Origin of the sequence: Chitinophaga sp. (assembly GCF_036566945.1) — a bacterium.
Lineage (GTDB): Bacteria > Bacteroidota > Bacteroidia > Chitinophagales > Chitinophagaceae > Chitinophaga.
Map to the genome: position 1 here is coordinate 1 of NZ_DATCVJ010000308.1, position 9,363 is coordinate 9,363.

The 9,363-nt window shown below is 44.1% G+C and carries 3 protein-coding genes and 1 pseudogene; all 4 read left to right on the forward strand.

The genetic code is table 11. The annotated features are described in order from the left end of the window. Positions 1–317 precede the first annotated feature (317 nt). Positions 318–2,519: a hypothetical protein gene (locus VIP81_RS09030; RefSeq protein ID WP_331958728.1), complete on the forward strand. Its 2,202-nt coding sequence runs from the start codon at positions 318–320 to the stop codon at positions 2,517–2,519. 242 nt (positions 2,520–2,761) lie between these two features. After that, entirely contained in the window at positions 2,762–4,522 is a 1,761-nt protein-coding gene (locus VIP81_RS09035; protein WP_331958731.1) for an ABC transporter ATP-binding protein, read from the forward strand. Between the two features lie 73 nt (positions 4,523–4,595). Beyond that, positions 4,596–8,360, forward strand: coding sequence for a DUF3857 domain-containing protein (locus VIP81_RS09040; RefSeq protein ID WP_331958734.1), 3,765 nt, complete (start codon positions 4,596–4,598; stop codon positions 8,358–8,360). 466 nt (positions 8,361–8,826) lie between these two features. Next, positions 8,827–9,363, forward strand: a pseudogene (locus VIP81_RS09045) (hypothetical protein); the annotation flags it as partial.

Below are 9,363 nucleotides of genomic sequence, written 5' to 3' on the forward strand. Positions count from 1 at the left end.
AACATTATGAAATTGTTAATTCAATATCAGCTTGGTTTTCCGAGACCGCAGACAAGGTACACCAAATAACAATATCACTCCAATATGAGGAATATTCAACATTCATATGCAGATGATTGTTATGTTACCGGAAGATTTTTACTTTTCTCACTGCCAAATCGTGTAAGCAGGTGAGCTAACCTGACAGTTGTAGTTATAGATAGAATTTATTATATATATTTTAGGTTTAAAAACAAAAGATAGCAACACAACACTGGCAAACTCTGTATTTTGGTTGTAAATTTGCTATCTGGTCCTCGCGAAAAGATCACTTTAGTATGAGAAGATTTCTATTAATATTATCGCTGACGGTATTTGCAGTCAGCTGGCTACAGGCACAAAACAGCGCCCATCATCCGATTCCAATCAGCAGACAGGGATTTCATGATAACATCGATAAAGAACAGGCCGCTGCGGCTAAATTCGATGGTAAAGCGGACGATCTTGTGAAAGTGTCGGAAGATCAAACCATTAACCTGCAGGTTACCAATGCCCTTCTCAAAGAAGTGGATGACATGCAGCTGGAAATAGAGGACAACGATGCGCTGGATCACCGGCTCAAAGTAAAGTACCTCTCCGGTATCTATGTGATGCTGAAAGATTACAATCAGAAACGTTCACGCCGTAACATCGATCCGGAAGAAGCCCCCGCTATGGTGCAGGCATACCGCAATATGATGCACGCCGATATCAAAGGACAAAGCATCATGCCTTACATTCAGCACCTGTCTTACGAAGCCTCCGAAAAAATGATAGAATCCTTCCAGGACAACCCCGGCTACAAAGAAGCCAGGGGACAGGTATTTACCAAATACGCGTTTAATAACCTGGAAACAGTGATGCCCAAACTGGGAGATTACCTGAATTATCCGGGTACCGACTCTATCGTGGCTGCAGTAGCGCGTAAATACCCTAACCAGGTGCTTACCTATGCTACCTCCTTTACGCCCATGGCTAACGTGATTAAGCGTAACCAGGATCCTATCGTGCAAACCATTGTGCGCATCGGACAATCCCCTCAAAGCACTAAAATATTGCCTTTTATAGATGAGCTCCTGGCAGGTACTACCACAGTAGAAAAGCTGGAAACCATTGTAGATAACGATTACCAGTACTACAAGCAAATGGTGAAATCGACCATTGCCCTGCAGAAACTGAAAAACGAAGGACAAAATCCCTTCGGGCTGAAAGCTATGATGGAAAATATGCAAGCCAAGTCACTGCTGTATATCCGCGATGTGAACGACCTGCACGAAGAACCAGCCCCTGTTCGTTTTGCGATTGTTAAAAACTTTACACCGGAAGAACTCTACTACCTGATCATTAACGGTCAGGAAGAACTATATACTTCCAGTTATACCAATCATAACAACGCCGGCTTATACGATCAGATGATGATCCGTATGAAACCTCCCCGGGGAGATAGTTTGCTGATGATGGTGAATTTTGACCGCTTCAAGAAATTTATCGCCATGGCCGCCGGTTTCAATACCCTGGATAATTTTCTGAAATCCATGGCTCCGGAAAATTCCAACTATCTCATGCAGAAATACGTGCAGAACCTGGAAAAAACCGAAGACCTGGAAGATGCCGTGGATGTAGCCAATTCCTTTGGTAGTATCCGCGACGAAAAACTGCTGGAATTCCTGCGGGCAGAAGTGAGAAAGAACCTCGCCTACGTGAAGAAGCATGATGATAAACGCGGAACCGTTATTTATCAATTGCTCAGCAGCCTGTTCGAAACAGAATCGAAAGATGAAAACGATTCCTCCAAGGCCACGGATATGGCTACCAAATTCCAGTTGCCTCCGATCAACTTTGTTGCTGCCGGCACACTGGAAAGCGATAGCGGTCGCATTTACCAGCAGGTATTTTTCTATGGAGATAAAGACGGACAAGAGTCTTTCTCCAGCTTCATGACGAATTTCCCTTCTTCCGATTGGAAAATCAGTAAGAATAAATACTGGGCTACTATTACCTCCACAAAAGGTAAGGCAACGACCATCTTTGCGAATCTGCCAACAGATGAACCAGCAGATAAAGAAGCCATTGCCAAACTGAGTGATTTCCTGGATGAAAACGATATTCATCCTACGATATTCATTCACCGTGGTCACAGCTATCATATCAATACCACACTGGAAAACCTGCAGAGCTCTGCTAAAATTGTACTGCTGGGTTCCTGCGGTGGTTATCATAACCTGGCTACTGTATTGGAAAAATCACCGGAAGCACATATCATTTCTTCAAAACAGGTGGGTACCCGTTTTGTCAATGAACCCATCATCCATACACTGGAAGACCAGGTACGCGCCGGTAAGAACGTAGACTGGGTGATCATGTGGTCGCAGCTGACTAAAAGATTTTCATCAGATGCCCGTAACAAGGACCTGTTCAGTGATTACGTACCTCCTCACAAAAATCTGGGCGCCATTTTTATTAAGGCGTACAAACAGATTATGAAAGACGGGAAGAAATAAGCGGATTTTTGTCTTACTCAGGATTATACTGATGTAGATGATTGTCCGGATTTTTACTTTTTGATTTTATAAGAATAAAAAGGATTAGCGAAGACAGATGTAGATATTCTCATCTTTCTTCGCTAATCTTTTTTAATCCGGAAAAACAAAATCCGGACAATCATCTACATCAGTATAATCCTGAGTAAGACAAAATTCGCGGCATTATTCGTAGGTTTGTTGTGTAGTTTAAACCTGGCACATTGGAAAATCTTGCGGTAAAGAAAGTATTAGATTTTAGTTTATTACGGCGCATATTCTCATTCGCGGCCCCTTACAAACGCTCCTTTTACATCTCCATGGTATTAACGGTTATACTGGCCGCTATATCACCATTACGTCCTTACCTGATCCAGGTAACGGTAGATAAATATATTGCCAACCAGCTGATGCAGATGTTGTTGCTGGTAACGGTGGTACAGATAGGATTGCTGATACTGGAAACCATCGTGCGTTTCTTTTTTTCCTATCTCACCAACTGGCTGGGACAGTCGGTAGTAAAAGATTTGCGGGTAACGGTATATAAAAAGATTGTACACCTGAACCTGGCCTTTTTTGATAAAACACCTATCGGTACCCTCACTACCCGCACTATCAATGATATTGAAGCGATTAATGATGTTTTTTCAGAAGGTATTATTTCAATTGTGGCGGATCTGTTGATGATTATAGCGATACTGGTGGTGATGTTTATGGAAGACTGGCGGTTGACCCTGATTAGCCTGTCGCCCTTCCCGATATTGATTTTCGCGACCTATATTTTTAAAGAAAGCGTGAATAAATCCTTTTACCGGGTACGTAATGCGGTATCTGCCCTCAACGCTTTTGTGCAGGAACACCTCACCGGTATGGTGGTGGTACAGGCATTTACGGCGGAGAAAAGAGAAGCTGCCCGGTTCAAACATATCAACAAAGAACATCGTAAAGCCAATATAGACGCCATTTTTGCCTATTCTGTATTTTTCCCGGTGGTGGAAATTATCCTGGCTATTTCGCTGGGCTTAATGGTATGGTGGGGTGCTAACAAGGTACTCAACTATGAAGTTACCCAGGGCGTAATGATTGCTTTCATTATGTACCTGAATATGCTGTTTCGCCCGCTGCGTATGCTCGCCGACAAATTCAATACCCTGCAAATGGGTATGGTAGCCAGCGAGCGGGTTTTCAAAGTACTGGATAACCAGGATTATATCCCTGACAGAGGTCATCAGACGGCAGAAAACATGAAAGGCGCCATTACTTTTGATAACGTGAGTTTTGCGTATGTAGATGACCGTTATGTACTGAAAAATATCAGCTTCCACGCCAAACCAGGTGATACGGTAGCTATTGTGGGACATACCGGTTCCGGTAAAACCACTATCATCAGCATCCTGAACCGGCTGTACGAAATACAGAAAGGAAGTATCAAGATCGATAATATTGATTTGCCGGCCTATTCGCTGGAATCATTGCGGAGCAAGATTGGGGTAGTATTGCAGGATGTATTCCTGTTTGCCGGCTCCATCTACGATAATATTACGCTGCATAACAGCAACATCAGCAGGGCAAAGGTGGAAGAAGCTTCCCGCCTCATCGGCATCCATGACTTCATTATGCAGCTGCCGGGAGGATACGATTACCAGGTAATGGAACGGGGCAGCACCCTGTCGCTCGGTCAGCGGCAGCTGATTTCCTTTGTACGCGCCTTATTGTATGATCCGGCCATCCTGGTGCTCGATGAAGCCACATCTTCCGTAGACACGGAATCCGAAATGATGATACAGCAGGCGATAGATAAGCTTATTGCCGATCGTACCGCCATCATCATCGCTCACCGCTTATCCACCATCAGCAAAGCAGATAAAATTATTGTACTGGATAAAGGCGAAATCAAGGAAATGGGTACCCACGATGAACTGCTCAAGCTGGAAGGGTTCTATTTCAAGTTGCATAGCATGCAGTTTAACGTTAGTAAAGTATAAGCGCATACATCGTTAGTAGGATATGACGACTACAATTTATTTGTACATTTATTGTAGTTAAATCCTATACCTGATGAAAAGAGTTGTTAACGCTATTCTTATCCTGTTACTGTTGTGCCCTGCCCTGTTGCTGGCAGGCGACTACGAAAAAGCCTGGGAGGCGATTCACAAAAATGACACGAAAACGGCGATCACCTATCTGCAAAAAGTGATCAAAGCCGGTGGCGCTCAAAAAAACAGCGCTATCAGCACCCTCGTGTTTATCCAAACCGCTAACGACTATACGGAAGACTTCCCCAAGGCGTATTTTAACCCCCTTACGGCCTTTACTAACCCTGCGCCTTATGTGTATGCCCTTTGGTTTAACGGCTCGCTGCTGGGGGATTACAGTGCCAAACAAGGCACCCAGCTGGAAAACCTGGATCGTATCATAGCAGATTCGGTGAACTATAATGGTTCCATGCGCGCCGCCGCCCGCTATTTTAAAGCCTACCATTTTATGGCCAGCAACCAGAATGAACTGGCTAAAACCTTATACCCGCAGATGGGAACCCTGGAGGAATGGGCTTATGTGGGCCCATTTGATAACATTATGGGCAGCGGTTTTGATAAGGACTATGGTCCGGTAAAACAGCCCGAAGGCAAAAACTTTATTTCCAGTAATAATGCACCGGTAAATTGGTTTGTACCGCTGTTTACTACCCGGCAGGGCTGGAACTTTGTGGGATCTGCCTTTTCAGCCGGGAGTGCTATTGGTTACCTGCAAACTTTTGTAAAGTCAGATGCGGATCTGGATGGGCTGCTATGCCTCGCGGGTAATGGCACCATGAAGTTGTGGGTAAACGATAAACTGATGATCAGTCAGCCGGAAGAGCAGGTGACAGAGCTGGACTGGTGGAAAACAAAAGTACACCTGAACAAGGGCTATAACCGTATTTTGGTGCAGCTGGGCTATACAGAAAGCAATTCCACCCCCCATTTTTGTGTGCGGTTAACAGATAACGGATATAATCCGTTAACAGGGATTACGGCTAAAGTGCAGCCGGAAGCATATCAGCCGGATTTGTCTAAAACAGAAGCCTTGCCCATTGTGCATTTCGCGGAAGAATACTTTAAAAAAGAACTGGCATTACATCCTACTGATCCTGCCCTCGCCATTTTGCTCAGCAAAGTTTACGTGCGTAATGAGCAGTGGGATAAAGCCAAAGCAGTGATGTTTCAGCTGCAAAAGAATTATCCTAAAGACATGCTGCTGCAGAGTTGTTATGTAGACTGCCTTTCCAGCGAAAATGACCGCACAGAAGTGGCGGAAAAAATGGAAGCGGTTAAAACGCTGGCGCCGGATAATTACTGGTTACTGGCCGCTAAAGTGAATAAACTGGAAGAAGAGAAAAATTATACAGAGGCCATGGGCGTACTGGAGCGGATGATTGCCATGAGGGGGGAGCATCGCTTTACCACTTTCAAAAAACTGCAACTACTGGTAGATCAGGAGAAAATTGACAGTGTGATACAGCTGCTGAAGATAGCCTATGAAAAATATCCTTTCTCGTCAGACATTGTACAAACCATGTACCTCTACGAAGGGAAAGTTAATAACGATCCGGCCAAAGCACTGTCGGTGCTGGAAAAATTCTGCGAAAAAAGAACCCTGTATACTATGCAGGAGGCGCTGATAGACGAATATCTAAATCAGGGTAAAACAGCTGCTGCGCTGGCCGCGATGCATCATGTGAAAAATCTGACGGAGTATGATGTAAGCGCCTATAATAAGCTGATTAAATATTATTATGCCCGGCAGGAATACGATTCCGCGCTACATTACCTGCGTATTGCCCACCAGATAAGCCCTTATAGCCACGTACCGCTGGGTGATATGGCGAATTGTTTTCTCCAGAAAAAACAAAATGATTCTGCCATACACTATTTCAGACAGGCACTGACCATGTATGCCGGTGGATTTGGCTACCGCGAAAAATTACGTACACTGGAGCAGAAACCGCCTATGGATAAGTACTTCCCGGTATTGGATTATTATAAAGAGATAGAAAAGGCACTGAAGAATCCGCGTGATTCGTCACAATCCTATGCGTATATTTTTGATGAAAAGAATGTAATCCTTTACCCCGAAGGCGCCGGGGAGCAAACCATCAACACCGCGATGATCATCAACAATAAAAAAGGCATTTCCCGGTGGAAGGAAATTTCTATTCCTTATAACACGGTTTACCAGGATGTGATGATTGTGAAGGCAGAAGTGATCAAAGCCAATGGTGCTAAGGTACCAGCAGAAACGAATGATAATGAAATTGTGTTTACCAAGCTGGATGAGGGCGATGTGATTTATTTCAATTATAAGATCAACAACTTTGGGCGCGGCCGCCTGGGCAGAGAGTATTGGGATAAGGTGTATTTTTCTGCCTATGTGCCAACGCATATCTCGAGTTACAATGTGTTGATATCAGACAGTATTCCCCTGTACTACGAGTATGTAAACGGTGGCACGGTGAAGCCTAAGATCAGCCAGCATGAACAGTTTAAATTATATAGCTGGAGGGAAGAAGAAATACCGGCCCTGCGCAGTGAATCGTATATGCCCAGTATCAACGATGTGGGCAAGGTGCTGCATCTTTCCACGGTGAAAGACTGGGATGTAATAGGAGAGTGGTATAGTGATATTACCCGGGTACAGTCCAAGGAAGATTTTGAAATCAATGAAGCGTGGAAGGAGATCTTTCCTGCCGGTATTGAAAAGCTGGATGAGGTAACGAAGGCGAGGATGATTTATGAATACATAGAAAAAAATATTGCTTATAGTTCGGTATCATTCCGGCAGGGTGCTTATGTACCGCAGCGGGCGGGCAAAACATTGGTAACGCGATTGGGCGATTGCAAGGATTTATCTACCCTGTTCCTCGCATTTGCCCGCAAGGCGGGGCTGGAAGCGAACCTGATATTGGTAAGTACACAGGATTACGGTCAGCATAATATGCAGTTGCCTTCTCTGGATTTTAATCATTGCATTGTACGGTATAAAGCGGGCGGGCAATATAGTTACCTGGAACTGACAGACAATGCGTTGCCGTTTAACTCTTTGTCGTCTTCACTGGCGGGGGCGCAGATATTGAATATTCCGTATAATTATAAAGCCGGTGAGAAGATAAGTGTATTGTCTGCCGGTAACTTTGCTCCTAAGTCTATTCATCGTCAGCTGGATATTGATTTGAGTGGCAGTGATCAACGGATTCATTCGTATTGTGCTTACAGTGGAGAACTGGCTTCCCAGATCCGGCATTCGTACCAGCACAAAACCCGGGAAGAAACCAGGGATGCGGTGCAGCGGGGGATTAGCGGGATGTTTAAGAACCAGATTGTATTGGATAGTTTTTCTTTCCGCAACCTGGATAACCTGGAAGACACGGTGTGGCTGCAATCCAGTTTCACAGTAAAAAATGACGTGATCAATGTAGGTGATTTCAATATGATCAAGCCGGCGTTTATGGACATTGTAGCTACGGCAGATATTTTTACGCCGGAGGCTCGTCAGCATCCTTTCCTGTATGGCAACTATGAGAATACAGATGATTACAGTACAGAAATTCATATCCGTTTGCCGGCAGGGAAACAATTTGACCAGGTACCGGGAAGTGCGAATTTGCAGTTGGCCGATATGAGTTATGTGCTGGCATTCAAAAAGGAGTCGGATGAAAGATTGGTGATCAATCGTCATTTTAAAACGAATTGTAATAAGGTGGTGGCGCCTGCTGATTTCAAACAGTTGGAAACATTTTTTAATGGAATTATCAAGGCGGAGCAGAAGTATGTTTCGTTTAAATAGTTGAGATCCGGGAGCTGCTCGTCAACCAAGGCGACGATCAGGTATTTATCTCCCGGATAAAAAACAAAAGGGCAACAGCCTGTGTGGTTTGTTTCCGGTAACCAACTTGCCATGGTTACGGGGAGTGGATCATGGGGGTTTGCCCTTTTGTCGTTTAAATGGTGATTAATAAATATATGTAGGATAAACTTGCTATGGGATAGGGTATGCTGCTAAGTTCCTCATAAATTATAAAAATATTAATATGAAATACTTTTTGTGACCGTTGATTTCAGCGGTCTTTTTTTATGGTAAAAACCCACATTTTTTTAACTGTAAGCAGCTGGTTATCAATATAATTAGAATATATCGCTCTTTTTTTTCGTAGTCGCTTAATTTTGAAGCTAAAAACGAGTATCTTTGCGCAAAATTTCAGAAAACGGTGATTTCTTTCAATTGGTTCAAACATAGAATGGTAGCACTTGTGATGGTTTTAGGCCTTCACAGTTTTAGTAATTTTTCCTTTGCACAGGACAGTCATCATCAGAAAACAGCAGAAATTGCTGCGCCAGGTGAGCACGGAACTAGTGGAGATGAGACTGAACCTAAGAAAGTAGATATCAAGGAAACGATTTTCGGCCACGTAAAGGATGCCCACGACTGGCACCTGTTCGAGCTGGGTGAAACGCATGTAACGATTCCGTTGCCTGTGATTATTTACAACCCGGCGCGTGGAACTTCCGTGTTTTCTTCTTCTGCCTTCCATCATGGCCATGAGGCACATGACGGATATCGTTTAGTGACAGAACACTATCGTGCAGAGAAAGGACTGGATGCAGCGAAATTCCCGAATGGCGATATCATTGCCGTTGATGGTAGTGACAATCCAACCGGTGAAAAGATCTACGATCTTTCTATGACCAAGAATATCGCTTCTATGATCATTGCAGCGGTATTGCTGATAGTACTTATGCTGAATGTGGCCAAGGCGTATAAAGTGGGTGGTTCCAGGAAAGCGCCAAAA